At 72.9% G+C, this 24,685-nt stretch carries 16 protein-coding genes; 3 read left to right on the top strand and 13 right to left on the bottom strand.

Annotation, left to right across the window (positions count from 1 at the left end):
* Positions 1 to 14 precede the first annotated feature (14 nt).
* Positions 15 to 1,298, top strand: coding sequence for an NAD(P)/FAD-dependent oxidoreductase (locus tag JIX56_RS04380; protein WP_257537436.1), 1,284 nt, complete (start codon positions 15 to 17; stop codon positions 1,296 to 1,298).
* A gap of 108 nt (positions 1,299 to 1,406) precedes the next feature.
* On the opposite strand, the gene JIX56_RS04375 is transcribed toward JIX56_RS04380, so the two are convergent.
* From JIX56_RS04375 to JIX56_RS04360, 4 genes are all read right to left on the bottom strand, one after another.
* Positions 1,407 to 2,240, bottom strand: a complete 834-nt coding sequence (locus JIX56_RS04375) for a class II glutamine amidotransferase (RefSeq protein ID WP_257537435.1) — start codon at positions 2,238 to 2,240, stop codon at positions 1,407 to 1,409.
* A gap of 102 nt (positions 2,241 to 2,342) precedes the next feature.
* On the bottom strand, positions 2,343 to 3,335 hold the full coding sequence (locus JIX56_RS04370) for an ArsR/SmtB family transcription factor (RefSeq protein WP_257537434.1): 993 nt from the start codon (positions 3,333 to 3,335) through the stop codon (positions 2,343 to 2,345).
* 138 nt (positions 3,336 to 3,473) lie between these two features.
* Entirely contained in the window at positions 3,474 to 4,265 is a 792-nt protein-coding gene (locus tag JIX56_RS04365; RefSeq protein ID WP_257537433.1) for an N-acetylmuramoyl-L-alanine amidase, read from the bottom strand.
* A gap of 108 nt (positions 4,266 to 4,373) precedes the next feature.
* Positions 4,374 to 4,769 carry a peptidoglycan-binding domain-containing protein gene (locus tag JIX56_RS04360; RefSeq protein WP_257550723.1) on the bottom strand — a complete coding sequence of 132 codons (396 nt, stop codon included), beginning with the start codon at positions 4,767 to 4,769 and terminating at the stop codon, positions 4,374 to 4,376.
* A gap of 632 nt (positions 4,770 to 5,401) precedes the next feature.
* On the opposite strand from JIX56_RS04360, the gene JIX56_RS04350 reads away from it, so the two are divergent.
* Complete coding sequence (locus JIX56_RS04350; RefSeq protein ID WP_257537432.1) at positions 5,402 to 6,841, top strand: tetratricopeptide repeat protein; 1,440 nt, start codon at positions 5,402 to 5,404, stop codon at positions 6,839 to 6,841.
* Between the two features lie 218 nt (positions 6,842 to 7,059).
* Here the strand turns inward: JIX56_RS04350 and JIX56_RS04345 are convergent, their stop codons facing one another.
* The 9 genes from JIX56_RS04345 to JIX56_RS04305 all read right to left on the bottom strand — a co-directional run bounded on the left by JIX56_RS04345 (position 7,060) and on the right by JIX56_RS04305 (position 23,589).
* Complete coding sequence (locus JIX56_RS04345; protein ID WP_257537431.1) at positions 7,060 to 8,556, bottom strand: tryptophan 7-halogenase; 1,497 nt, start codon at positions 8,554 to 8,556, stop codon at positions 7,060 to 7,062.
* Positions 8,553 to 17,081, bottom strand: coding sequence for a type I polyketide synthase (locus tag JIX56_RS04340; RefSeq protein ID WP_257537430.1), 8,529 nt, complete (start codon positions 17,079 to 17,081; stop codon positions 8,553 to 8,555). The genes JIX56_RS04345 and JIX56_RS04340 overlap by 4 nt, the downstream gene beginning before the upstream one ends.
* A 236-nt stretch (positions 17,082 to 17,317) precedes the next feature.
* Positions 17,318 to 17,845 carry an NUDIX hydrolase family protein gene (locus tag JIX56_RS04335; protein ID WP_257537429.1) on the bottom strand — a complete coding sequence of 176 codons (528 nt, stop codon included), beginning with the start codon at positions 17,843 to 17,845 and terminating at the stop codon, positions 17,318 to 17,320.
* Positions 17,846 to 17,945: 100 nt separating this feature from the next.
* Positions 17,946 to 18,629 carry a GntR family transcriptional regulator gene (locus JIX56_RS04330; RefSeq protein WP_257537428.1) on the bottom strand — a complete coding sequence of 228 codons (684 nt, stop codon included), beginning with the start codon at positions 18,627 to 18,629 and terminating at the stop codon, positions 17,946 to 17,948.
* 10 nt (positions 18,630 to 18,639) lie between these two features.
* The gene (locus JIX56_RS04325) at positions 18,640 to 19,641 is read right to left on the bottom strand and encodes a proline racemase family protein (protein WP_257537427.1); all 1,002 of its coding nucleotides are present in this window, start codon (positions 19,639 to 19,641) and stop codon (positions 18,640 to 18,642) included.
* Positions 19,642 to 19,653: 12 nt separating this feature from the next.
* A complete protein-coding gene (locus tag JIX56_RS04320; RefSeq protein ID WP_257550721.1) occupies positions 19,654 to 20,550 on the bottom strand; it encodes a dihydrodipicolinate synthase family protein in 897 nt (298 codons plus the stop codon).
* An 84-nt stretch (positions 20,551 to 20,634) separates the two neighbouring features.
* Positions 20,635 to 22,137: an FAD/NAD(P)-dependent oxidoreductase gene (locus JIX56_RS04315; protein WP_257537426.1), complete on the bottom strand. Its 1,503-nt coding sequence runs from the start codon at positions 22,135 to 22,137 to the stop codon at positions 20,635 to 20,637.
* Entirely contained in the window at positions 22,127 to 22,426 is a 300-nt protein-coding gene (locus JIX56_RS04310; protein WP_257537425.1) for a (2Fe-2S)-binding protein, read from the bottom strand. The genes JIX56_RS04315 and JIX56_RS04310 overlap by 11 nt, the downstream gene beginning before the upstream one ends.
* The gene (locus JIX56_RS04305) at positions 22,423 to 23,589 is read right to left on the bottom strand and encodes an NAD(P)/FAD-dependent oxidoreductase (RefSeq protein ID WP_257537424.1); all 1,167 of its coding nucleotides are present in this window, start codon (positions 23,587 to 23,589) and stop codon (positions 22,423 to 22,425) included. Before JIX56_RS04305 ends, JIX56_RS04310 begins: the two co-directional genes overlap by 4 nt.
* Positions 23,590 to 23,679: 90 nt before the next feature.
* Between JIX56_RS04305 and JIX56_RS04300 the strand changes: the two genes are divergently transcribed.
* Complete coding sequence (locus tag JIX56_RS04300; protein WP_257537423.1) at positions 23,680 to 24,636, top strand: formylglycine-generating enzyme family protein; 957 nt, start codon at positions 23,680 to 23,682, stop codon at positions 24,634 to 24,636.
* Positions 24,637 to 24,685: the final 49 nt, after the last annotated feature.

The raw sequence follows: 24,685 nt of genomic DNA, 5'->3' as shown, positions 1-24,685 counted from the left end.
TGAGGACGCACGCCATGAAGCAGATCCCCTACTGGCTGGACACAGCCCCCGCCCTGCCCGACCGTTCCGGAAAGGACCTGCCCGACGAGGCGGACGTGGTGGTGATCGGCGGCGGCCTCACCGGTCTGTCCACCGCCTACCACGCCGCCCGCAAGGGCGCCCGGGTCGTCCTCGTGGAGAAGGACAAGGTGGGCTCGGGCGCCTCCGGGCGCAACGGCAGCATGTGCACCCAGGGCATCACCATCGCCCCCGCCGAGGCCCGCAAGCGCTACGGCCAGGAGCGCGCCCGCGAGCTGTACAACGCGTTCCGCGAGGCGGTCGACGTCGTGGAGGAGCTCACCCACACCGAGAACATCGACTGCGACTTCAACCGCTCGGGACGCCTCGGCGCGGTCTGCAAGCCCCAGCACTTCGAGGGCCTGCGGGCCAAGCAGCGCGACCTGGCCGAGAACTTCGGCCACGAGACGGTCGTCCTGAGCAGGAGCGAACTGCGGGCCGAGCTCGGCACGGACTACTACCACGGCGCCCTGCTCGACCCGCTCAGCGCGGGCCTGCACGTGGGCAAGTTCGTCGGCGGCCTGGCAGAGGCCGCCGAGCGTGCCGGCGCCGAGATCCACGAGCGCAACGCCGCCACCGGCCTCACGCGCCTGCCCGGCGGCGGCTTCCTGGTGGAGACCCTGCACGGCACCATCCGTGCCCAGCAGGTCATGGCGGCGACGGACGCCTACACCGACAAGTCGATGCCGTGGTTCCGCAAGCGGCTGATCAACGTCGGCAGCTTCATCATCGTGACCGAGCCGCTGGGGGAGGCGCGCGCCAAGGAGCTCATCCCGAACGGCCGCCTGCTGGTCGCCCACAAGAATGTCGGCCACTACGTCCGCCTCACCCCGGACAACCGCCTCGCCTTCGGCGGCCGGGCCCGCTTCGCCCCCTCCAACCCGGCCTCCGACGTCAAGAGCGGTGACATCCTCAAGCGGGAGATGACCGAGATCTTCCCGCAGCTGGCGGGGGTGCGCATCGACTACGTGTGGGGCGGCATGGTCGGGTTCTCCTGGGACCGCATTCCGCACGCGGGTGACGTCAACGGCCTGTACTACTCCATGGGTTACTGCGGCCACGGCGTCCAGATGGCCACGTACATGGGCCGCGCGGTCGCCGAGATGATGGACGGCAGGCCCGAGGCCAACCCGCTGCGCGGCTTCGGCTTCCCGAAGGTGCCCGTCCCCTTCTACAACGGCACGCCCTGGTTCCTGCCGTTCGGCGGCGCCTACTACAAGGCGAAGGACAAGCTGCTCTGAGCCGCCGCCGACAGCGGTGACACCGCGAGGACTCTCCGCGCAGTGGTCGTGGGCAGTCCCCGCGGTGTCGGTTCACGCCGCCGAGGGCACATGTCGTTCCCGGGGGCGCTACGCGGCTTGCGGGGCGAAGGGGAGCAGTTCGTCCGCTCCGGGGCGTACGACGCCGTAGCTGCTCTCGGGGAGCTCGTTCCAGGCGCCGGGGAGATCGCCCAGGGGCTCGGAGACGATGAGGCGGGTCTCGTCGGAGACCTCCCGCAGGAACGCCAGGTCGGGGTGGAGGGAGCGCAGCGTCTCCACACGGGTGCTGTAGAACAGCGAGCGTGACGTCTTCTGGCTGGAGTAGCGGAAGGCCCACAGCGCCTGTCCGTCCGTCACGGCGACCGTCATCTGCAGCGGGAACTCCACACCGTGCCGGTGACCGGTGCGTTCCACCAGGCCGGCCATACGTGCGACGGCGCCCGGGGGGTCCTCCTCCAGGCCGAGGGTGAGGGCCAGGAAGAACATCAGTTCGGAGTCCGTCGATCCCTCGATGCACGAGTAGAGCGCCGGGGCGACGGCCAGCGCCAGGTCTCGGCGGATCAGGTGGAAGTCGGCGATCGCGCCGTTGTGCATCCACATCCAGCGGCCGTGGCGGAACGGGTGGCTGTTGGTCTGCTGCACCGCGGTGCCGGTCGAGGCGCGGATGTGGGCGAAGAAGAGCGGGGAGCGGACGTGGTCGGCGATCTCCCGCAGATTGCGGTTGCTCCAGGCCGGACCGGTGTCGCGGATGACCGCGGGGGTGTCCAGGTCCGGTGAGTACCAGCCGACGCCGAACCCGTCACCGTTGGTGGTCTCGACGCCCATCCGGGAGTGCAGGCTCTGGTCGATCAGTGAGTGCGCCGGTCTGTACAGGATGGTGTCGAGCAGGACGGGTGTTCCCGAGTAGGCGAGCCACCGGCACATCGGGTACCACCTTCCTGGTGCTCTGCTCTGCTCTGCGCCGCGTCGCAGGGGGGAACCGGCACTCCCATGGTCACGTGTGCGGCCGATGATCGCCACACGTCCCTAGGCGACCGGGGACGGGCCTCTTCGGTGGGAGCGGAGCAGCGCCGCGCCGGCCGGTGTGAGGGTGTGGAGGACGGTGTTGGCGTGGCGCTGGCTCTCGATGAGGCCCGCGTCGCGCAGGACGGTCGTGTGGTGGGTCGCGGTGGCGGGGGAGACGCTGACCGCGCGGGCGAGTTCCGAGTTGGTGGCGCCGTTGGCGACGACGTTCAGTACGGCGGCACGCGTGCGCCCGAGCAGCGCGGTCAGGGGCGCGTCGGTCCGGTCGGGCGCTGCCCGGGGATCCGGGCGGCTCACGGGATACACGAGGACCGGCGGCAGGCCGGGGTCGGCGAGGGAGACCGGGGTGCGCCAGCAGAAGTACGACGGGATGAACAGCAGGCCGCGGCCGTCGAGATGAAGATCGCGGGTCTCGCAGTAGTCGACCTCCAGGACGGGAGGGCGCCAGCGCATGATCGGCGGCAGGCTGCGGAGCATGCTGTCGGTTCCGCCGTCGAGGAACGCCCGGGCCAGCCGGCCGCGTTCGGCGTCGACGCAGGTCTGCATACGGTCGCGGTACGGAGCGATGACGGCGTTGTCGTAGGCCCGCAGGACGCGCACCAGCTCTTCGCGGGCGGCCTTGTCCACCAGGGCGAAGACGGCTGACGGGGCGTCGGTGACCTGCACCAGCCGTCCGACCTCGTGCCGGACCCGGGCGGGCGGAGTGCTCAAGATCGCCGCGAGTCCGTGTTCCAGTCCTGACTCCGCCTCGCACGGGGTCAGGAAGTCGGGAAAGTAGGTCGCGCGGGGGAACAGCGTCAACAGGCCCAGTACGGCCGTCCCCAGGCGGTTGTCGGACAGGGCGGCACGGGCCTCCCGGTACCAGTCGGCGTAGGACCGGCGTCCGCTCTGGGTCTGGAAGCGGTGCAGGCTGGAGGCGATCTCCCACAGGGGGTCGGGAGCCGCCGCGATCCTGGTCCGTGCAAGATCCTCGGGCCCGAAATGGATGCGCAACATCTGTTCCCCCGGTCCCCCCGGAAGCAGCGGCCTCCCTACGGCGGCTGCGTCACGGTTCGACCATGCCGGACGGTCTCGGCGGCGGACAACATGAAGACCGGCCATGTGCACGCTAAGGGGACTTTCGGGTTCGGGGGATCACCGGGCGATCAGGTCGGCGACGGCGGCCCGGATCGCGGGCAGTTGGGTGTACAGCATGCCGCCGGGGCAGTCGGTGGCCGCCCAGTCGAGGTGTCCGGAGATGGCGTGCCCGTCCCAGATGGCGCCGTTGACCGGGTTGACGTAGACCACCTTCTCCCGCTGGGGGTCGATGGAGTGCCGCACGGCGAGTTCGGCGAGCAGCTGGACGAGCGCGGTACGCGCGGCGGCCGTCGGCGGGGTGTCGACCAGCGTCCCCAGCAGGGCGATCCCGATGTTTCCGGGGTTGTACCCGCCGATGTGAGCACCGGTGACCAGCCGACCCGCCGCGTTGTGCGCGGCATCCCCGTCGGTGCCGGACCAGCGCCCCTCGTACACCCGTCCGCTCGCGTCGATCAGGTAGTTGTACCCGATGTCGCCCCACCCCTGGGTGACCGTCTGATCGCGGTAGATCGTGCGGACCCTGGCCGCGGGGTTGGCCTCACCGTTCGGGCTGCCGGTGTGGTGAACCGACAGCGTCTGCACGGGGTGGTACTCGGGCGACCAGGTCTCGGTGCCGTCGGAACCGAAGCGGAGGCTCTCGTCCGCACCCCACGCCTGTCGCGACACCAGTACGTAGTCGGCGGCGGCCTGTGACGAGGCGGCGGCAGCCGTGGTCGGACGGGAGACGGCCCCGGCCACGACGGCGGCGCCCAGGGCCCCCAGCAGCGTGCGCCGGGGTAACGCTCCGGCGGTCCGGCCTGGGCCCGCGGAGTCGGAGGGACCGGAGGGAATCGAGTGTCTGGAATTCATGTCACCCCTAACTGGAGCGGTAGTGCCTACCCCGTGAAAGGGACACGCGTCCAGCGCGGTCCGGGCCGCGATGGACACGCGTCGTCGTTGGTGGCTCGTCCGTTCAGGTCACAGGTCGAGATTGCACACGTAGTTCGGGCTGTTCGCCCAGTAGCGCAGGCTGTTCCAGGTGTTCGGGCCGACGTACCCGTCGACGGAGAGGCCGGCGCAGGACTGGAATCGCCGGGCCGCGGTGTTGGAGAGCGGTCCGAACCTGCCGTCGATCGTCAGGTTGTCGCCCGACATGGAGAGGTTCAGATAACACTGGGCGAGCATGACGGCGGAGGGGCTCGTCGTGTCGACGGATCCCTGGCTGACAGTCGGCGGGGGCCAGCTCGTGCCCCAGTAGCTGCCGCAGACACCGTCGATGGTGGGCGCGGCGCTCGCGGTCTGCATACCGCCGATGCCTCCGGTCAGCAGCATGACCCCAGCGGCGATGAGCACCGCGATCCGGTTCTTTCTCATACGCGTGTCACTCCAAGGCTTCAGTCCGCATGTGCGGAGCCGTTCTGACGTGCCCTGATGTTCTCGGGGTGCGCGGCCACTGTCACGCTCGTTCGAAGGTGGCGAAAACACGCAGGCGGGGGGCCAGTGACACAGGAGGAAAGGGACGCTCCGGTTCCGTACGGCCGCCTGGGAACCGTCCCTCGCCGCGGCGTAGCCGGCCGTGGCGACGCTGACGAAGGAGTGGACGAGGGGGATCGGTGTCGGCGCTGTTCCAGGCGACCACGAGGCGGCTGGGCGGCATGCCGGTCAGGGGGACGCAGGTGAGCCCCTCGGGCAGGGCATCGGCCAGGGGCGCCGGCCCGATCCCGGGCGCTGATGCTCGCGCGCCGTCCGGAGTGGGCCGGCCAGGAGTGGATCGAACGCGGAGTCGGCTGCCTGTGCGCCGAGCATGGCGGCCGCGACGGTTGCGAGTAGACGGTCGCGAGTAGCTGAACGCGCGGCGCACGGTGGTGATTCGGGGTGTGTCGGGGGTTGCTGGGTGGACTGGGCGGAGTGCCGGTCGCTTTGATGGGGACGGCGCGGCCATCCGTGCCCTCCCGATCGACGACCACGGGGCGACGACACTCGACACGCACCGGAGATGAGCAGCCATGGTGACCGACCGGTACGGCAACCGCCTGTACGAGTGCACCGCCGAAGGGGCGGAGCACCTGGACCGGGCCGTGGAAGGGCTGTTGTTCTTCCGGCCCGAGTTCCCGGACGCGGTCGCGGACGCCGTGGCGGCGTCCCCGGCCTCACCGCTGGCCCAGGCGTTCGCGGCCTATCTGGGGGTGCTGGGCACCGAGTCGCGGGACGCCGCCGAGGCACGCCGCCGTTTCGCGGAGTTCGACGCCGGGCTGGACCACTCGGCGCTGCCCCGGCGGGAACGCATGCACATGGCCGCGGCGGAGGCCTGGCTCGCGGGCGACATGGGGCGGGCCGGCCAGGTCCTGGAGGAACTGGTCGTGGAGTGCCCGCGTGACCCGCTGGCCCTGGCGGTCGGCCATCAGCTCGACTTCTTCACCGGCGACGCGACCCGGCTGCGCGACCGGATCGGCGGTGCCCTGCCCGCGTGGGCGGCGGACGACCCCCACCGCGGGCCCCTGATGGGCATGTACGCGTTCGGCCTGGAGGAGTCGGGGCACTACGACCGCGCCCAGGAAGTGGGCCGGGCCGCCGTCGAACAGAACCCCCACGACATCTGGGCCATCCACGCGGTCGTCCATGTCCACGAGATGCGGGGGCGGTTCGCCGAGGGGATCGACTTCCTCGAGGCACGCCTCGACGACTGGGCGAGCGGCAGCCTCCTGACCGTGCACAGCTGGTGGCACTACGCCCTGTACGCCCTGGAGGCGGGCGACACCGGGACGGCCCTGCGGATCTACGACGCCGTACTGCACCACAAGGACTCGACGGGGTTCGTCATGGAACTCCTCGACGCCGCAGCCCTGTTGTGGCGGTTCCTCCTCGACGACCTGGACCAGGACGCCCGCTGGCAGACCCTCGCCGACGCGTGGGCCGCGCGTGAGGACCCGCCGTTCTACGCCTTCAACGACGTGCACGCCGTCATGGCGTTCGCGGGAGCGGGCCGCCTGGAGAGGGCGGACGAGTTCGTCGCCGACCGGCGGCGCTGGCTGGCGGCCCAGGAGGAGGGGCGCCCGCACACCAACCGGGTGATGACCGGCGAGATCGGCCTCCCCGTGTGCGAAGCGCTGGTGGCGTACGTGCGGGGGGACTACGCGTCGGTCGTGGAACTGCTCTGGCCGATCCGCCGGCGGCTGCACACCTTCGGTGGCAGTCACGCCCAGCGGGACGCGATCCAGCGGACGCTCCTGGAGGCGGCCATCCGCGCCCGCCGGGACGACCTGGCCCGGCTGCTGCTGGGCGAACGCACCGGGCTGAGCCCGCACAGCCCCTACAACTGGCTCGGCCAGGCCCGCCTCGCCGACGCCCTGGGCGAAGCGGGCCGCGCCGCCGTCGCCCGCGCCACGGCGAGCGAACTGGCGGCGCCCGCCGCGGCCAGGCTGAGCCGGAACCCGCACCACACGTGACGCGAGCGGTTCACCTCAGGCCGATGTGCGCTCCCGGCCCGAGCGGCAGGTCGAACCCGTAGCAGACGCCCAGGAGGAGACCAGCCCGTGCCGGCCGGCGCTCGGTGATGCTGCGCACGGTCAAGCACATGGGGCGCCTCCTGGGCCATGCGGGCCGCAGCGTCGACGTCGTACCGCTGACCCACCCCCCGAGGCGCCGACGCCCCCGCCGTAGCCGGTCAGCGCGCCGGATCCACCCAGGTGAGCCCGTCCTCCGAGGGCACCAACCCGCCGGGCCGCAGCGGCGCCTCCTCCTCCAACGGCCCACCGTGGATGCCCCGTTCCTGCAGCACCGAGCCCTCGTGGAAGGTCCGGCGGAAGGCGGGGGACTCGTAGAGCGGGTTGCGCCGGCCGTCCGAGTCCGGGAGCCGGCCCACGGCCCCGTCGAGGTCCGAGGAGGCCGCCGCCAGACGCGCGCCCCGCTGCCCGGGATCGGCGAGCGACGCGTCGCCGGACGCCAGCCCGCCCACCAGCTCCACGAACGCCTCCAACTCCGTCGCACCGACGTTGGTCACCTTCCGGGCCGACCAGTAGTACGACCGCTCGTCCCGGTGCATGTCGTAGAACGACACCAGGAACTCGTAGAACAGGCCGTACTCGTGCCGGTAGCGCGCCTCGAACTCCGCGAAACAACGGGCCTCTTCGAGGGTCCCGTCGAGCGAACTGTTGATCGCCCGAGCCGCGAGCAGCGACCCGTACGTCGCGAGGTGCACGCCGGAGGACAGCACCGGGTCGACGAAGCAGGCCGCGTCGCCGACCAGCACCATGCCCGGCCGCCACAGGCCGGTCTTCCAGTACGACCAGTCCTTGCGGACCCGGACCTGGTCGTACGGCGTCTCGGTGGCTTGCGGCACCCCGTCGAGGAGGTCCCGCACGTCGGGGCACGAGTCGATCAGCCGCCGCCAGGCCGTGGCCGGGTCCCCCTGGACCGCGGCGGCGTTCTCCCGGCTGACCACCGCGCCGACGCTCGTCAGGTCGTCCCGGAGCGGGATGTACCAGATCCAGCCCTCGTCGAAGGCCGCGCAGAAGATGTTGCCGTCGTTCGGCCTGGGCAGCCGCTCGCCGCCGGCGAAGTACCCGAACACCGCGATGTTCCGGAAGAAGTCGGAGTACGTCCGCTTCCCGCCGACATGGCCGTGGATCCGGCTGGTGTTGCCGGACGCGTCCACGACGTACAGGGCCCTGGCCTCATGGATCCCGCCGCCGGGACCGGTCCAGCGCACGCCCCGCACCCGCTCCTCGTCGGCGACCACGTCCGAGACCCGGCAGCCCTCCCGTACGTCCACACCGATCCGGCGGGCGTTGTCCAGGAGGATCGCGTCGAACCTGGCCCGCTCGACCTGGTAGGCGAAGGAGGTCGGGTCGGACAGCCGCGGCGACAGCGCGAAGGAGAACTGCCACGGCTCCCGGTTCCGGCCCCAGCGGAAGGTGCCGCCGCGCTTGACCTTGAAGCCCGCCCGGGCGACCTCGTCCTCGACACCCAGGATGCGGCAGAGCCCGTGCACGGTGGAGGGCAGCAGCGACTCGCCGATCTGGTACCGGGGGAACGTCTGCTGGTCCAGGAGCAGCACACGGTGGCCGCGCAGGGCCACGGCCGACGCGACGGTCGACCCGGCCGGACCGCCGCCCACGACGATCACGTCGAACTCCTCGCCCAGGGGATCGCTCGCAGTCACTGGTCTCCTTGTGTGGTCGGTGCCGAGGGGCTGTCCGCGGCCGGTGCCCCCGAGCCGGCCGCTGGGCGGACCTCCGCGTGGTCGAGGGAGGCGAGCCAGGCGCGGATCGCCGCCACGGTGGTCGGAGCGTGTTCCCGTCCGAGCGAGAAGTGGTCGCCGGGGACGTCGACGACGTCGTGCGGCAGCGGCCAGGACGTCCGCCAGCCGTCCCCGTCCGCGCCCGCCGCCATCTGCGGAGTCGGCCGCGAGGCCCGGACCAGCAGGGTCGGGGTGTCGACCGGCTCCGGCTCCCAGTCGAGGAACATCCGGGTGTACGCGCCCATCGCCGCGATCGCGCTGTCGTCGTCACCGGTCGACGGGCCCCCGGTCAGCTGCGGGACCAGGGCCGCAGGCAGAGCCGACAGCCAGTCCGTTCCGATGTGGTCCCGGTCGACGAGATAGGTGTCGAGCAGCACCTGGCCCACGGGGGCGGACCCCATGGCCTCCAGCCGCCGGGTCACGAGATGCGCGACCGCGCCGCCCGTGGAGGAACCGACGAGCACGAAAGGCCGGCCGCCCACATGCCGGACCACCGTCTCGGCATGGACACGCGCCAGCGTCTCCAGGTCCTGCGGCACCGCCGCCCCCGCGCCGACACCGGGGTGCCGCAACTCCAGGACGTCCCCCTCGCCGTCGAAGCAGGCGTGGAAGCGGGCCGCTCCTCCGCCCGGCCCGGGGAACGCGGGGTGATACCCGTCGAGGAAGACCACGACCGGGCCCTCGCCCGAACCCTCCGCCCGCCGCAGCGGCGGCAGGGCGTGCCGTGCGCTGCCGGACGCGTCGAACGTCGGTACGGCCCAGGAGGCGGTGACCACCATGTGCATCGCGGCGACCACCTGGCCGGCCTCGCAGACCCGCCGATAGAGCGAGGAGAGGGACTGCACGGGCCGTTCCTCGGGCACCTGCTCGGGCTCGCGGTCCTGCGGCAGGTCGTCTAGGAGACCCAGTACGTGCCGGGCCAGGCCGTCCGCCGTGGGGTGCTCGAAGACCACGGCGGCGGAGAGCCGGAGCCGTAGCGCCAGGCTCAGCCGGTTGCGGACCTGGACCGCCATCAACGAGTCGAAGCCCAGCTCGTCGAAGGACTTGCCGACCGGCAGCGCGTCGGCACTCGGATAACCGAGCACGACGGCCACATCGGCGCGCATCAACTCCGCGAGCGCGCCCGCCCGTTGGGCGGCGGGCAGCCCGGCCAGCAGCTTCCGCCAGGCGCCGGGCTGCAGGAGCTCCGATGAGCCGTGGTGGTCGGCTGCTTCCGCTCCGGCCCCCGCGGCCGGTCGTCGGGTAGGTGGCGGTTCCTGCCCTCGCAGGAGCGGCGGCAGCGGCCCTCGCGGGGAGCGCAGAGCGGTCCGGTCCAGCAGGATCGGCGCCAGTACGGGCCCGCCGTCGCGTATCGCCCCGTCGAACAGCGCGAGTCCCTGCTCCACGGTGAGGGGCCGGAGTACGTCACCACCGTTCTCCGGATGCCGTGCCGGCTCCCGGAGCCGATGGTCCGCCGCCATGCCGTCGCCGTGCTCCCAGGGGCCCCAGGCCAAGGACAGGGCGGGCAGCCCCAGCGCGGTGCGGTGGAGGGCGAGGGCGTCCAGGAAGGAGTTCGCCGCCGCGTAGTTGCCCTGGCCGGCCCGGCCGAGCAGACCCGACACCGAGGAGAACAGCACGAACGCCGACAGCTCCAAGTCCCGCGTCAACTCGTGCAGATGCCAGGCCGCGTCCGCCTTCGGCCGCAGCACCGCCGCCATCCGCTCGGGCGTCAGCGCGGCCAGTACGCCGTCGTCGAGCACCCCGGCCGCATGGACGACCGCGCTCAGCGCGGGCTCACATCCCTTGACCACCTCGGCCAAGGCCGCCCGGTCGCCCACGTCGCACGCGACGATCCCGACCTCGGCTCCCAACTCCCCCAGCCGGGCGCGCAGTTCCTCGGCACCAGGTGCGTCGTGGCCCCGGCGTGAGATGAGCAGGAGGTGTCGTACGCCGTGTGCTGTGACCAGATGCCGGGCGAGTGCCGCGCCGAGTGCGCCGGTACCGCCGGTGATCAGGACGGTGCCGGTCGGGCCGAAGGCGTTGGAGGTGTTGGAGGTGTTGGAGGTGTTTTTGGAGGCGGGTCGGTGGAGGCGGGGTGCGCTTGCGGGCGGCGTTTCGAGGGCCTTGGTCAGCCGTGGCACCCTCAATCGGCCTGCGGAGACGGCGATTTGGGCCTCATCGGTGGCCATGGCCGCCGGGATCAGCCGCAGGGACTCGGGCCGTCCGTCCACGTCGACCAGGACGACACGGCCGGGCAGTTCGGACTGGGCCGTACGCACCAGTCCCCACACCGCCGCACCGGCGAGATCCGGCTTCGGGGTGGTGGCGTTCCGCGTCACGATCAGCAGACGGGATCCGGCCGTGCGCGGATCGTCCTGCCACTCCTGGAGGGTTCGCAGCACCCGGTCGGTCAACTGCCGTACGGCGGTGGGCGCGTCCTCGGCCGTCGGCGGACCGACGGCGGTGAGCACGACGGCGTCCGGGGCGGCGGCGACGACCGCGTCCGGCCCAAGGTCGGTTGTTCCGACGACATCGGGAATCGCCTCGCGGAGGTTCAACTCATCCGGCCCCACGAGTTCCCAGCGCAGCTGTCCCGAGGCGTGCTTCCGTGTCTCGCCGGGCGGCGATCCGAAGGCGGTCCACTCGGGGCGCAACAGAGCCCGTCGTGCCGGATCACCGGCCGATTGGGCCGATTCGACCGTCTCGGAGGGGAGTTCGCGGGTGCTCAGCGAATCCACGCGTGCCACCGGCCGGCCCGCCGGATCGGCGAGCGTCACCGTGACGGTATCCGGCCCGGCCGGGGTCACCCGCACCCTTAACTCTGAGGCGCCCGACGCGTGGAGCCGCACACCGTTCCAGGCGAACGGCACCCGGACCGCGCCGGACCCGGCACCCGGCCCCACCCCCGTGAGCAGCGGGGCGTGTAATGCCGCGTCCAGCAGCGCCGGATGGATCCCGAACCGGTCGGCGCCCGCCGACTCGCCCTCGGGCAGCCGTACGTCGGCGAGCACCTCGTCGCCGAGCCGCCATACCGCCCGTACGCCCCGGAAGGCCGGGCCGTAGGCGAGACCGCCCTCCGCGAGGGTGTCGTAGACATCCGTCAGGTCGACCTCGGTCGCGCCCGGCGGCGGCCACTGCGTCGGTCCTGCCTCCGACCCGGATGCCCGGGGTGACGACGCCCCCAACGCCTCCGGTGTCTCGGGTTGAGCCCTGCTGACCATCCCAGTCGCATGCCGGGTCCAACCGGGTTCCCTGTCGGCGTCGGTCGGCTCCTCGGACCGGGAGTAGATGTCGACCGGCCGACGGCCGGAGTCGTCGGGCCCGCCCACCACGACCTGCACGCGTACACCGGCGGTGGGCAGGACCAGCGGCGCCAGCAGCACGAGTTCGTCGAGGGTGTCGCAGCCGACCGTGTCGCCCGCCAGGACGGCCGTCTCCACGAAGACCGTCGCGGGGACGAGTACGGTCCCGGCGATCACATGGTCGGTGAGCCAGGGGTGGGTCGTGGGGGAGAGGCGGCCGGACAGCACGGTCCGGTCGGTGTCCGGGACCGGGAAAGCCGGGCCCAGCAGGGGGTGACCATGGGGAGTCGGCGTGGACACGGGGGCGGGGGAGGGGGTCAACCAGTACCGTCGGCGCTGGAAGGCGTAGGTCGGCAGCTCCACCCGCCGGGCCTCGGTACCCGCGAAGACGGCGGGCCAGTCGACCCGCGCGCCGCGCACATGGAGCCGGGCCACGGCCGACAGCAAGGTCTCCGGTTCGCGCTCGCCGGCTCGCGTGGCGGCGGCGAAGAGAGGGCCCGTGCCGCCGTCGTCCGGGCCGGGCAGACAGTCCTCGGCCATGGCGGTGAGCGCCGGACGGGGGCCGAGTTCCAGGAACGCCGTCACCCCGTCGTCGCCGAGCCGGCGCACGGTGTCGGCGAACCGCACCGGCAGCCGCGCGTGCCGCACCCAGTACTCCGGGGAGCACAACTCCTCGGCGCCGGCCGGGCGACCCGTGACCGCGGAGACCACCGGGATACGCGGCGGCCGGAAGGTCAGCCCCTCGGCGACCCGGCGGAACTCGTCGAGCATCGGCTCCACCAGCGGCGAGTGGAAGGCATGCCCGACCCGCAGCCGTACGGCCCTTCGCCCCCGTGCCTCGAACCCGGCGGCCACGGCGAGCACCGCGTCCCGTACGCCGGAGATCACCACGGAGCGGGGCCCGTTCACGGAGGCGATCGCCGCGTCGGCGCCGTCACCGGCCTCGGCGAGTGCGGTGCGTACTTCCTCCTCCGTCGCGTGCACCGCCACCATCGCCCCGCCCTCGGGCAGCGCCTGCATCAGCCGGCCACGCGCCGCGACGAGCGTCGCCGCGTCGGTCAGGTCCAGTACGCCGGCGATGTGGGCCGCCGCCAGTTCGCCGACGGAGTGCCCGGCCAGGAAGTCGGCGCGTACCCCCCAGGACTCCAGCAGCCGGAACAGTGCCAGCTCGAAGGCGAACAGGCCCGCCTGGGTGAAGTCCGTACGGTCGAGAAGGGCGGCCTCCGGCGAACCGGGCTCGGCGGAGAGCACCACGTCCAGCGGCCGTTCGAGCCGGCCGTCCAGGGCCCGGCACACCTCGGCGAAGGCTGTCGCGAAGACGGGGAACGAAGCGCTCAACTCGGCGCCCATGCGGGGGCGTTGGGCTCCCTGACCGGTGAACAGGAAAGCCGCACGGACACCCGGGTCTGCGATCGCCCGTTCCACGCCGGTGGGATGCGCGCCCTCGGCGAGCGCCTCCAGCGCGGCGAGCATCCGCGCCCGGTCCCCGGGCGGCACCATCGCCCGGTGGGTCAGCGCCGACCGCGACACGGCCAGGGAGAAACCGATGTCGGCCGACGCCAACTCGGGCCCCGACGCCGCCAGTCGGGCCGCGAGCCGACGGGCCTGCTCACGCAGGGCACCCTCGTCGGCCCCCGAGAGCAGCCAGGGGGCGGGCAGGGGCGAGGTCGCGTGGGTGGTGTCGGGGAGGGGCGAGGTCGCGCGGGTGGTGTGGGGCGGCGCCGAGACCGCGTGGGCGGGCGGGGGATGAGGCGCCTCCTCCAGGATCACATGCGCGTTGGTCCCGCCGATGCCGAACGCCGACACCCCGGCCCGGCGCGGCCTGCCCTCGGTCGGCGGCCACGGACGGGCGGAGGCCAGCGGTTCCACTCGGCCGGCGGACCAGTCGACGTGCGGCGAGGGGGTCTCGGCGTACAGGGATCGCGGCAGTTCCCCGTGCCGCATCGCCTGCACCATCTTGATGACGCCCGCGACCCCCGCGGCCGCCTGGGTGTGCCCGAGGTTGGACTTGACCGAGCCCAGCCACACCGGGGGCCGGTCCTCGCCGCGCCCCTGCCCGTACGTGGCGAGCAGGGCACGGGCCTCCACGGGGTCGCCCAGTGTCGTGCCCGTGCCATGGGCCTCGACCGCGTCCACGTCGTCCGCGTGGAGCCCGGAGTCGGCCAACACCCTTTTGATCAGGCGCTGTTGGGCCTGGCCGTTCGGGGCGGCGAGACCGTTGGACGCGCCGTCGGAGTTGACGGCGGAGCCACGCAGCACGGCCAGGACGGGGTGACCGTTGCGGCGGGCGTCGGAGAGGCGTTCCAGGAGCACCAGGCCGACGCCCTCGGCCCAGGCGGTGCCGTCGGCGGAGGCGGAGAAGGACTTGCAACGGCCGTCGGGGGAGAGCCCGCGCTGCCGGCTGAACACCGTGAAGGCCTTCGGAGTCGACATCACCGTGACCCCGCCGGCCAGGGCCAGGGAGCACTCGCCGGAACGCAGTGCCGCGGCCGCCCAGTGCAGGGCCACCAGGGACGAGGAACAGGCGGTGTCGACCGTGATCGACGGTCCGCGCAGCCCGTACACGTACGAGATCCGGCCGGCCGCCACACTGCCGGAGGTGCCCAGTCCGAGATGGGCCTCCAGTTCGTGGTGGGGCAGCCCGACGGAGTAGTCGGCGTGCATCATGCCGACGAAGACCCCGGTCTCGCTGTCGCGCAGCGCGGCCGGGGCGATGCCGGCCCGCTCCCAGACCTCCCACGAGGTCTCCAGCAGCAGCCGCTGCTGGGGGTCCGTCGCCAGTGCCTCGCGCGGCGATATCCCGAAGAGCCCGGCGTCGAACTCCCCGGCCCGGTGCAGGAATCCGCCGCGCCGGGTGTACGACGTGCCGATCCGGTCCGGGTCGGGATCGTAGAGGGCGGCCAGGTCCCAGCCCCGGTCGGCGGGGAAGTCCGAGGTGGCGTCCCGGCCCTCCGACACCAGCCGCCACAGGTCCTCGGGCGAGTACACGTCCCCGGGATAACGGCACCCCATGGCGACGATCACCACCGGATCGTCCGCCGCCCCGCCCTGTGCCACCGTCGCGCCGGACCGCGGTACGGCCGCGTCCATCGGACCGAAGAGCGTGGTGTGGATCGACCGGGCGAGGTCCGCCGGAGTGGGATGGTCGAACACCAGCGTCGAGGGCAGCCGCAGTCCGGTCACCTCGCCCAGCCGCTCGATCAGCGTGACGGCACCCGCCGACGTCAGCCCGAGATCGGTGAACGGGCCCTCGGCGTCGAGCCGTTCGTACGGTCCGCCGCCGCACACCTCAGCCGTCGCGGCGAGCACCGCCTCACGCAGCGCCCGCTCCCGCCCCTCCGGCGGCAGGGCCAGCACCCGTCGGCGCAGCGACCCGTCGGCCGGCGCCGCGGTGGCGGCCGACGGCCCGGGCGCCGACCGGGCGTCCGGTTCCGGAACGACCGACCGCCGGACCGGTTCGGATACGGTCGACCCCCGGACCGGTTCCGGAACGACCGACCCCCGGACCGGTTCCGGAACGACCGACCCCCGGACCGGTTCCGGAACGACCGACCCCCGGACCGGTTCCGGGACGGTCGACCGCCCGGCCGGTTCCGGGAGGACGACCGCGTGACGGGCGATCTTCCCGGACGCCGTACGCGGCACAGCCGCGATCTCGTGGATCTCGGCCGGCAGCTTGTACTCGGCCAGCCGGGTCCGGCACGCGGCCAGTACACGCTGCGGGTCGAACCCGTCCGGCGCCGGTACGACGAAGGCCACCGGGACCTCGCCGAGGACGTCGTGCGGCACGCCCACGACCACCGCGTCCGTGACGCCGGGACTGTGCAGCAGAGCCTGTTCGATCTCGGTGGGGTGGATGTTCTCGCCGCCGCGGTTGATCAGTTCGCCGACCCGGCCGCTGAGGACGAGATGGCCGTGCTCGGCGCGGCGGCCGAGGTCGCCGGTGCGGTACCAGCCGTCCGTGAGCGCCGCCGCGGTCGCCTCGGGCCGGTCGTGATAGCCGGTCATGAGGCCCGGGCCGCGTACCCAGACCTCGCCCTCGGCGCCGTCCGCGACATCGTTGCCAGTACCCGGATCGACGACCCGCACGTCCACGCCCGGTACCGGAGGCCCGCACGAACCGTCGACCCTCGGCCCGTCCGGCCGGTTCACCGCGATCATCCCGCAGGTCTCGGTGCTGCCGTACGCGTCGAGCAGGGGCGCGCCCAGCGCCCGCTCCACGGCCCGGCGCAGGGCGGGGGAACTCGGTGCGCCCGCCACGACACAGGTCCGCGGGCCCGTCGGCAAGGGGGTGTCCTCGGCCGACTCCACCAGCCGGTGGTAGATCGCGGGCACGCCGGCCAGGACCGTGTAGGGGCCGTCGAGGGCCTCGTGCGGGGTGCGCAATTCCCGCCACAGGCCGTCCGGCGGGAGAAGTTCGGCGGTGATGCGGGCGCTCGCGCCGACAGCGGTGACGCCCAGGATCGCGAGGGAGTGCCCGAAGCTGTGGAACAGGGGCAGGGGCCACAGCAGCCGGTCCTGCGGTGAGAGGCCGAAGATCGGGGCGTAGCAGGCGGCCACCGACCACAGGGCGGCACGCTGGGTGGACAGCACGCCCTTGGGGCGGTGGGTGGTGCCCGAGGTGTAAAGCATCCAGGCCGGCTCGTCGAGCCCGAGGTCGTCCCGGGGGGCCGGGGAGTCAGGCGCTGTCCCGTCCGCCACCGCCGTCTCGAAGAGCACCGTGCCGTCGGGGGCGTCCGCCGGAACCGGTCCCGGGCCGGTCAGCAGGACGCCTGGACGGGGCTGCCCGGTGGCGGGGCGGAGGCGGCGCAGGCGGGGGAGCCGCGCGGGGTCGGTGATGACGACCGAGGCGCCGCTGTCCTGGAGGAAGTGGGCCAGTTCGGCGTCGGAGGAGCGGGCGTTGAGGGGCACCCCGACGCCGCCGGCCCGGACGGTGGCGAGGACGCTCTCCACCATCTCCACGCGGTTGCCGAGGCAGATCGCGACCCGGTCGCCGCGCGCCAGGCCCGTCCGGGCGAGATACGCGGCGAGCCCGCCGGTGCGCCGCGCCAACCCGGCATAGGTGACGGCACGCAGGTCGTCGGCGAAGGCCACCCGCGTCGGTGCCCTCTCGGCGTGCTCCTTCAGCAGCTCCGGCAGCGGTCGTATCAGCTCGTTCCGGTCCATGTGCCGCCTCCCCGGCCCGTGAGGGCCCGCGTCCACGCCGTCGATCTCCTTGCGGAGCAACGGCGTTGACCCTATGGGGCGACCAACCACATGGCCGAACATCTCGGCGACCGGCGTTTCGGACGAGCGACCGGCGTTTCGGACGACGGGCGTTTCGAGCCGACCCGCGCTCCGGCCGGGCCGACGCCACGCGTGCGCGCCGCGCCGCCCGGAACCCGTACCGGTGGTACCGGTGTCTAGGACAGACAGCCCACGTGCCCCAGAGCCTGCTTCAGCAGGACCCCTTGGCCGCCCGGCATCTCGTTCTGGACCGACGCCGACGCCGCCTCCTGCGGGCTGAACCACACCAGGTCGAGCGCGTCCTGCCGAGGACGGCAGTCGCCGGACACCGGGACGATGTAGGCGAGGGACACCGCGTGCTGACGCGGGTCGTGGAACGGCGTGATGCCCTGCGTCGGGAAGTACTCGGCGACGGTGAAGGGCTGGAGGGAGGCCGGGACACGGGGGAGAGCCACCGGGCCGAGGTCCTTCTCCAGATGGCGCAGAAGGGCGTCGCGCACCCGCTCGTGGTGCATCACGCGGCCGGAGACCAGGTTGCGGCTGACCGCTCCGTCCGAGCCGATCCGCAGCAGCAGGCCGATGCTGGTGACTTCGCCGCTGTCGTCGACGCGCACGGGCACGGCCTCGACGTACAGGATCGGCATCCTGGCGCGCGCCGATTCGAGTTCGTCGGACGGCAGCCAGCCGGGCGTGGTATCGGTCATGTCAGACATTGGCCGATCATACTTTCTAGGTCACGTGGAGCGCGCGTCGCTCCGATCACACTCTGCCCCGTCACGCCGGTCACATGCGCACCGACAGTGATCAGTCCTGAGCGGCCCAGAGACCGCGGACATGACCGAGGTGGCGGGTCATCACCGCGCGTACGGCGGCCTCGTCACGGTCGAGAAGGGCGTCCAGGAGTTCCAGGTGCTCCTGGGCGGAGGACAGCAGCCGGCCGGACTCGGCGAGCGCGGTCAGGCCGTAGAGGCGGGCGCGTTTGCGCAGGTCGCCGACCACCTCGACGAGGTGCGCGTTGCCCGCGAGGGCGAGCAGACCGAGATGGAAGCGGGTGTCGGCCTCGACATACGCGATGAGGTCGCCGGCGGCCGCGGCGGCGACGATCTCCCGGGCGGCGGGCCGCAGCGCCTCCAGGGAGACCGGGTCGGCGGTCCGGGCCAGGTCGACGGTGGTCGGGATCTCGATGAGCGAGCGGACGTGGGTGTACTCGTCGAGCTGTCTCTCGGTGACGGCGGTGACCCGGAACCCCTTGTTGGGCACGGTGTCGACCAGGCCCTCCTTGACCAGGTCCAGCATGGCCTCGCGCACCGGCGTCGCCGAGACGCCGAAGCGGGCGGCGAGCGCGGGCGCGGAGTACACCTCGCCCGGCCGCAGCTCACCGGCGATCAGCGCGGCCCGCAACGCGTCGGCGACCCGCTCCCGGTAGCTGCTCTTCTTGCCGCCCAGCACCGGCAGGGCGGGGCCGGCAGCAGGGGCTGACGGGACCATCGGGTCTCTCCTAGAGGACGAATCCGGACGGGAACGGGTCGGACGGGTCGAGTAGATACTGGGCCGTGCCGGTGATCCAGGCGCGGCCGGTGAAACTGGGCAGCACGGCCGGGACACCGGCCACCTCGGTCTCGCCGAGCAGCCGCCCCGTGAAGCGGGTGCCGATGAAGGACTCGTTCACGAACTCGGTGTGCAACGGCAGTTCACCCCGCGCGTGCAGTTGCGCCATACGCGCGCTGGTGCCCGTACCGCAGGGCGAGCGGTCGAACCAGCCGGGGTGGATGGCCATCGCGTGCCGGGAATGCCGGGCGGTGGCGCCGGGGGCGTACAGGTGGACGTGGTGGACGCCGTGGATCGACGGGTCCTCCGGGTGCACGGGCTCCTCCTCGGCGTTGACGGCCTCCATCAGCGCGAGGCCGGCCTTGAGGATGTCGTCCTTGCGGTCGCGGTCGAAGGGCAGCCCGAACTCCTCCAGCGGCAGGATGGCGTAGAAGTTGCCGCCGTACGCGAGGTCGTAGGTCACCGTCCGCCCGTCGGCGAGCGTGGCCTTGCGGTCGAGGCCGACGGAGAAGGACGGCACGTTCCGCAACGTGACCGCCTTCGCCGCGCCGTCCTCCACCGCGACCTCGGCCACGACAAGGCCCGCCGGGGTGTCGAGGCGGATGGTGGTGACCGGCTCGACGACCTCGACCATGCCGGTCTCGACGAGCACGGTCGCGACCCCGATCGTGCCGTGGCCGCACATGGGCAGATAGCCGGAGACCTCGATGTAGACGACGCCGTAGTCGCAGTCGGGGCGGGTGGGCGGCTGCAGGATCGCGCCGCTCATCGCCGCGTGGCCGCGCGGCTCGTTCATCAGCAACTGCTTGACGTCGTCGCGGTGTTCACGGAACCACAGCCGGCGTTCGTTCATGGTCGCGCCGGGGATCGTGCCGATTCCGCCGGTGATCACCCGGGTGGGCATGCCCTCGGTGTGCGAGTCGACGGCGTGCAGGACGAGTGTGCTGCGCATGTACCGACCTCCCTAGGCGAGTCCCGCGGCGACGGCCTTCTCGGTGGCCGCACGGATCACGGCCTCCTGCTCCGGCAACAGTTCCACCCGCGGCGGACGGCAGCGTCCCCCGTGCCGGCCCACGATGTCCATCGACACCTTGATGGCCTGCACGAACTCGACCTTGGAGTCCCAGCGCAGCAGCGGGTGCAGCTGCTCGTAGAGCGCCTTGGCGGTCGCGAGGTCGCCGTCCACCGCCGCGTGGTACAGCTCCACCGTCGCGGCGGGCAGCGCGTTCGGATAGCCGGCCACCCAGCCCTTGGCGCCCGCCAGCGCCAGCTCCAGCAGCACGTCGTCCGCGCCGATCAACAGGTCCAGTTCCGGGGCGAGTTCGGCGAGCTGATACGCCCTGCGGACATCGCCGGAGAACTCCTTGACGGCCCGGATGTACCCCTCGCCGTGCAGCTTGGCGAGCAGTTCGGGGACGAGGTCGACCTTGGTGTCGATCGGGTTGTTGTACGCCACGACCGGGAGGCCCGCCTTCGCGACCTCCGCGTAGTGCGCGAGCACGGACCGCTCGTCGGCGCGGTACGCGTTCGGCGGCAGCAGCATCACCGACGCACAGCCCGCGTCCCGCGCCTGCTCGGCCCAGCGACGGGACTCGGCGGATCCGTACGCCGCGACCCCGGGCATCACGCGCGCGCCACCGATCGCGGCGACGGCCGTCTCGACGACCTTGGCGCGCTCCTCGGGCGTCAGCACCTGGTACTCGCCGAGCGAGCCGTTCGGTACGACACCGTCACAGCCGTTCTCGACCAGCCAGGCGCAGTGTTCGGCGTACTTCTCGTAGTCGACGGAGAGATCGTCGCGGAGGGGGAGCGCGGTGGCGACGAGGACGCCGCGCCAGGGGCGGTTGTCGGTGGTGGTCATGTGGGTCATGTGCGGTTCCCTCTCCATGGGGTGTGACATATTACTGGCGGTTTTCGGGCGGCTCGCTGGAGTGTGGGGGTGGGATCACCCTGGAGGCGCGCCTTTCGGGCCCTCGGGATCCGCTGGGTCTTCGGGCTCCACGGGTCCCTCGGGCTTCCCGGCGTCTTCGGGATCCGCCGGGTCCTCGACCGACCCGGCCCGGGCCAGCACGCCCAGCGGCACCGGGCGCGCGAACGGCCGCCGGGCCACGGTCTCCGCGCACCCGGCGAGCCCCGCGACCGCCGGCCCGCACATCCGGCCCTGGCACCAGCCCATCCCGGCGCGGGTGAGCAGCTTCACCGTCCGGACGTCCCCGGCGCCCAACTCCCCGACGGACCTGCGGACCGCCCCGGCGGTGACCTCCTCGCACCGGCAGACGACCGTGTCGTCGCCGACCTGCTCGGTCCAGTGCGCCGGCGGTACGTACACGGTGTCGAGCACGGCGATGAACTCCCGGAGTTTTCCCCGGGACCTGTCGGCCGCCGCCCACGCGCCCGCATCCGGTTCCCGGCCCTGGAGCCGGGCCGCGGCCGACCGTCCCGCGATGTGCCCCTCGGCGAGGGAGAGCGCCGCGCCGCCGATCCCGGTGGTCTCGCCCGCCGCCCAGACGCCCGGCACATCGGTGCGCTGCTCGTCGTCGACCCATACGCCCGTCCCGGCGTCGATACGGCAGCCGAGGGCGCCGGCGAGGTCGGTGTGCGGGAGCATGCCGTGCCCGACGGCGAGGGTGTCGCAGGGGACGCGCCGCCCGGTGCCGGGCCGGACCCGCCCCTCGGCATCGACCGCGGCGACGGTCACGGCCTCCAACCGGTCGGTGCCGTGCGCCTCGACGACGGTGTGGCGCAGCAGGGTCCGCACCCGGCGGCGCAGCAACTCCACCGCGTACCCGGCCCCTTCGGCGAGCTTGTCCGCCCGGCCCACCAGCGCCCCGGCCCGCCGCACCAGGGCCTTCGGGTCCGCTGCCTCCACCAGCGCGGCCACCGTCACACCCGCCGCCGCGAGCCCGGTCGCGACCGGCAGCAGCAGCGGACCCGTCCCGGCGACCACCGCCCTACGGCCGGACACCACGAGCCCGCCCTTCAGCATGGCCTGCGCGCCCCCGGCGGTGACCACGCCCGGCAGGGTCCAGCCGGGGAAGGGGAGGACCTTCTCGTAGCCGCCGGTCGCGAGCAGGACGGCGTCCGCGCGCACCTCGACCGGGTCCTCCTGCCCGGGGCCCAGCAGCGCGTGCACCGTGAAGGGTCGGGCGCCCTCGGCCCGCCGCTCCACACACCACACATGGTGGTCCGGGAGGTGGGTGACGCGCCCGGCGGCCACCTGCCGTTCGAGGCCGTCGCGCAGCCGCACCCAGGTCCGCCACTGGTGGTGGAGGGCCTGCGGGCGACGCGCGCCGAGTCCGGCCGAGGGCTGCCGGTAGAACTGGCCGCCGGGCACCTCCGCGGAGTCGACCACCGTGACCCGTACGCCCTGTTCGGCCGCCGCCAGCGCCGCGGCGAGCCCGGCCGGGCCCGCGCCCACGACAGCGAGGTGGGGTCGGTCAGTCCTCATGACCCGTTCCCTCCTGCGTACGGATCGCGTCCCCCGGGCGGAGCTGAACCAGACAAGCCCGTTGATTCGGGCGGTCGTTGACCGTCACCAGACAGTCGAAGCAGACGCCGATGCCGCAGAAGATCCCGCGGGGACGCCCCTCGCCCCGGGTGGTGCGCCAGGACGTCACCCCGGCGGCCCAGAGCGCGGCGGCGACCGTCTGACCGGGCAGCGCGTCGATCTCACCGCCGTCCAGGGTGACGGTGAAGGCGGGCCCCGGTTCCGCCTCCGCGAGTTCCAGCGGGTTCATGCCGCGTCCCCCTCGTGCTCCTCGAACCGGTCCGGGCGGAACGGCGTCAGATCCAGATCGGGTGTCCTGCCGCTGAGCACCTGGGCGATCAACTGCCCGGTGCCGGTGGAGAGTCCGATGCCGGCGCCCTCGTGACCGCAGGCGTGGAACAGCCCCGGGACCCGGGGATCCGGGCCGATCGCCGGCAGATGGTCGGGCAGGTACGGCCGGAAACCGACGTACGTCCGCATCGCGCGCACCCGCTCCAGGAAGGGGAACAGCCGGGTCGCGCCCGCCGCGAGCGCCCGTACGACGGGCAGGGAGAACGACCGGTCGAAGCTGACCCGTTCCCGGCTCGCGCCGATCAGCACCGGCCCGGCGGCCGTGCCCTCGACGACGGGCGAGGTCTGGAGCGCCGCCGAGTCGCTGGCCACGTCGGCCACGTAGTCGGCGGCGTACACCTTGTGCCGCACCAGGGGTGGCAGTGGTTCGGTGACGAGGACGAAGCCGCGCCGGGGGAGGACGGGGAGGGCGATGCCGGCGAGTGCGGCCAGGTCGCCGCCCCAGGTGCCGGCGGCGTTCACGACGGCAGGCGCGTGGATGTCGCCCCGGTCGGTCCGTACGCCGCGTACGGCGCCGTCCGGCGTGCGCAGCACCTCGGTCACGGTCCGGCCGGTGAGCAGACGGGCGCCGGAGGCCCGTACGAGATGGGCGGCGGCCAGGGTGGGCATCACCTGGGCGTCCTGCGGGTAGTGCACACCGCCGGCCAGGCCGGGCGCCAAGTGCGGCTCGAAATCCGCGAGTCGATGCGCGGCGACGCTCACGGCCTCGACCCCGGCGGCGCGCTGTCCGGCCGCGAACCGCTCCAGCGCGGCGAGTCCTTCCGGTGCGGAGGCGACGACGACCCCGCCCTTGCGCTCGTACTCGAACGCCGTGCCCAGGCCGGGTTCCGCGGCCAGGTCCGCCCACAAGCGGTTGGACAGCAGGGCGAGTTCGAGCTCGGGGCCCGGTTCCTTGTCGGAGACCAGGACATTGCCCTCACCGGCACCGGTCGTGCCGCCGGCCACCGGACCACGGTCCACCACGGCGACGCCCAGACCCGCCCGGGCCGCGTACAGGGCGCAGGCCGCGCCCACCATTCCCGCTCCGACAACCACGACGTCGCAGGTCAGTCGCTCGGTCACGGCAGTACTATGTCACATGGCGCCGCGCGGGTGAATAGACTGGAGTTCGCCGCCTCTCACTCCTGCCCCACCTCACCGAAGGACCGCGCGATGTCACACGACAGGCCCTGCTGCGCCCCGGGCCGGGAGCCGGTGGCCGTGCCACCGGTCGTGCCGACGGATCCGGTGCCGGACGCGGCCGTCGACGCACCGACCGCCCGGACCCTGCTCGAACTGCCAGGCGGGCGTTTCCTCATGGGCACCGAGGACGAGGTCGGTTACGCGGCGGACGGTGAGGGCCCGGTCCGTGAGGTCGCGTTGAGTCCGTTCCGTATCGCCGCGACGACCGTCACCAACGAACAGTTCGCGACCTTCGTGGACGCGACCGGATACGTGACCGAGTCGGAGCACTTCGACTTCTCCTTCGTCTTCGAGGGGTTCCTCCCGGCCGAACTGCGCGCCGCTTCCCCGCGTGTCCCCGGCACCCCCTGGTGGCGCGGCGTCCGGGGCGCCACCTGGCGGCAGCCTGAGGGCTCCGGCTCCTGCGTCGACGCGATCCCCGACCATCCGGTGGTGCACGTCTCCTGGAACGACGCGCAGGCCTACTGCGCCTGGTCGGGCACCCGGCTGCCCACCGAGGCCGAGTGGGAGTACGCGGCCCGCGGCGGCCTGGAGCGGAAGCGGTACCCGTGGGGCGACGACCTCGCCCCCGACGGCCGCCCCACCTGCAACATCTGGCGCGGCACCTTCCCGACCGACAACACCGCCGCCGACGGGCATCGTTCGACGGCACCGGTCGACGCCTTCGAACCCAACGGGTTCGGCCTGTACAACACCGTCGGCAATGTGTGGGAGTGGTGCGCCGACCGGTTCAGCCCCGACTTCCACGTCACCGGCCCGCGCACGGACCCCTCGGGCCCGCCGGACGGCCCCTCCCGCGTGATGCGCGGCGGCTCCCACCTGTGCCACGCCTCCTACTGCAACCGCTACCGCGTGGCCGCCCGCTCCTCCAACACCCCCGACAGCTCGGCCGGAAACATCGGCTTCCGGGTCGCGGCGCCGGCCTGACCACCGGTTCTCCTCGGCCGCAGTCTCACGGCAGGGAGCCCGGCGATCG

Origin of the sequence: Streptomyces sp. CA-210063 (assembly GCF_024612015.1) — a bacterium.
Lineage (GTDB): Bacteria > Actinomycetota > Actinomycetes > Streptomycetales > Streptomycetaceae > Streptomyces.
The sequence above is the reverse complement of the archived record's forward strand: the minus strand, read 5'-3'. Positions and strand labels throughout refer to the sequence as shown.

Bases quoted from the DNA above. Each gene is read 5' to 3' on its own strand.
- JIX56_RS04340 (WP_257537430.1), bottom strand. From the start codon at position 17,081: ATGGACCGGAACGAGCTGATACGACCGCTGCCGGAGCTGCTGAAGGAG.
- JIX56_RS04330 (WP_257537428.1), bottom strand. From the start codon at position 18,629: ATGGTCCCGTCAGCCCCTGCTGCCGGCCCCGCCCTGCCGGTGCTGGGC.
- JIX56_RS04350 (WP_257537432.1), top strand. From the start codon at position 5,402: ATGGTGACCGACCGGTACGGCAACCGCCTGTACGAGTGCACCGCCGAA.
- JIX56_RS04375 (WP_257537435.1), bottom strand. From the start codon at position 2,240: ATGTGCCGGTGGCTCGCCTACTCGGGAACACCCGTCCTGCTCGACACC.
- JIX56_RS04315 (WP_257537426.1), bottom strand. From the start codon at position 22,137: ATGAGGACTGACCGACCCCACCTCGCTGTCGTGGGCGCGGGCCCGGCC.
- JIX56_RS04380 (WP_257537436.1), top strand. From the start codon at position 15: ATGAAGCAGATCCCCTACTGGCTGGACACAGCCCCCGCCCTGCCCGAC.
- JIX56_RS04320 (WP_257550721.1), bottom strand. From the start codon at position 20,550: ATGACCACCACCGACAACCGCCCCTGGCGCGGCGTCCTCGTCGCCACC.
- JIX56_RS04335 (WP_257537429.1), bottom strand. From the start codon at position 17,845: ATGACCGATACCACGCCCGGCTGGCTGCCGTCCGACGAACTCGAATCG.
- JIX56_RS04360 (WP_257550723.1), bottom strand. From the start codon at position 4,769: ATGAGAAAGAACCGGATCGCGGTGCTCATCGCCGCTGGGGTCATGCTG.
- JIX56_RS04310 (WP_257537425.1), bottom strand. From the start codon at position 22,426: ATGAACCCGCTGGAACTCGCGGAGGCGGAACCGGGGCCCGCCTTCACC.
- JIX56_RS04365 (WP_257537433.1), bottom strand. From the start codon at position 4,265: ATGAATTCCAGACACTCGATTCCCTCCGGTCCCTCCGACTCCGCGGGC.
- JIX56_RS04325 (WP_257537427.1), bottom strand. From the start codon at position 19,641: ATGCGCAGCACACTCGTCCTGCACGCCGTCGACTCGCACACCGAGGGC.
- JIX56_RS04300 (WP_257537423.1), top strand. From the start codon at position 23,680: ATGTCACACGACAGGCCCTGCTGCGCCCCGGGCCGGGAGCCGGTGGCC.
- JIX56_RS04370 (WP_257537434.1), bottom strand. From the start codon at position 3,335: ATGTTGCGCATCCATTTCGGGCCCGAGGATCTTGCACGGACCAGGATC.